The sequence below is a fragment of the Microvirga pakistanensis genome, from assembly GCF_004458765.1.
In the GTDB taxonomy this organism is placed as follows: Bacteria; Pseudomonadota; Alphaproteobacteria; order Rhizobiales; family Beijerinckiaceae; genus Microvirga; species Microvirga pakistanensis.
In genome coordinates this window covers 1-223 of record NZ_SPJX01000205.1, presented here as the reverse complement: position 1 = coordinate 223, position 223 = coordinate 1, and the positions used below count along the sequence as shown (strand labels likewise).

At 66.8% G+C, this 223-nt stretch carries 1 protein-coding gene; it reads left to right on the top strand.

Going from position 1 to position 223, the window contains the following annotated elements:
• The coding region (locus tag E4K09_RS14030) for a radical SAM protein (RefSeq protein ID WP_134498028.1) at positions 1-223 on the top strand (223 nt) is incomplete at both ends.

Sequence of the window (223 nt, the reverse complement as noted above, 5' to 3'; positions counted from 1 at the left end):
CGCCGTGCATCTCATCGACGGCATGCGCGGGCGCACGCGCGCCTTCGTGCAGGTGCAGAACGGCTGCGACCATCGCTGCACCTTCTGCATCATTCCCTACGGCCGCGGCAATTCCCGCTCGGTGCCCATGGGCGCGGTGGTTGAGCAGGTGCGCAATCTCGTGGAGCACGGCTCGCGGGAAGTGGTGCTCACCGGCGTGGACATCACGAGCTACGGCAAGGAT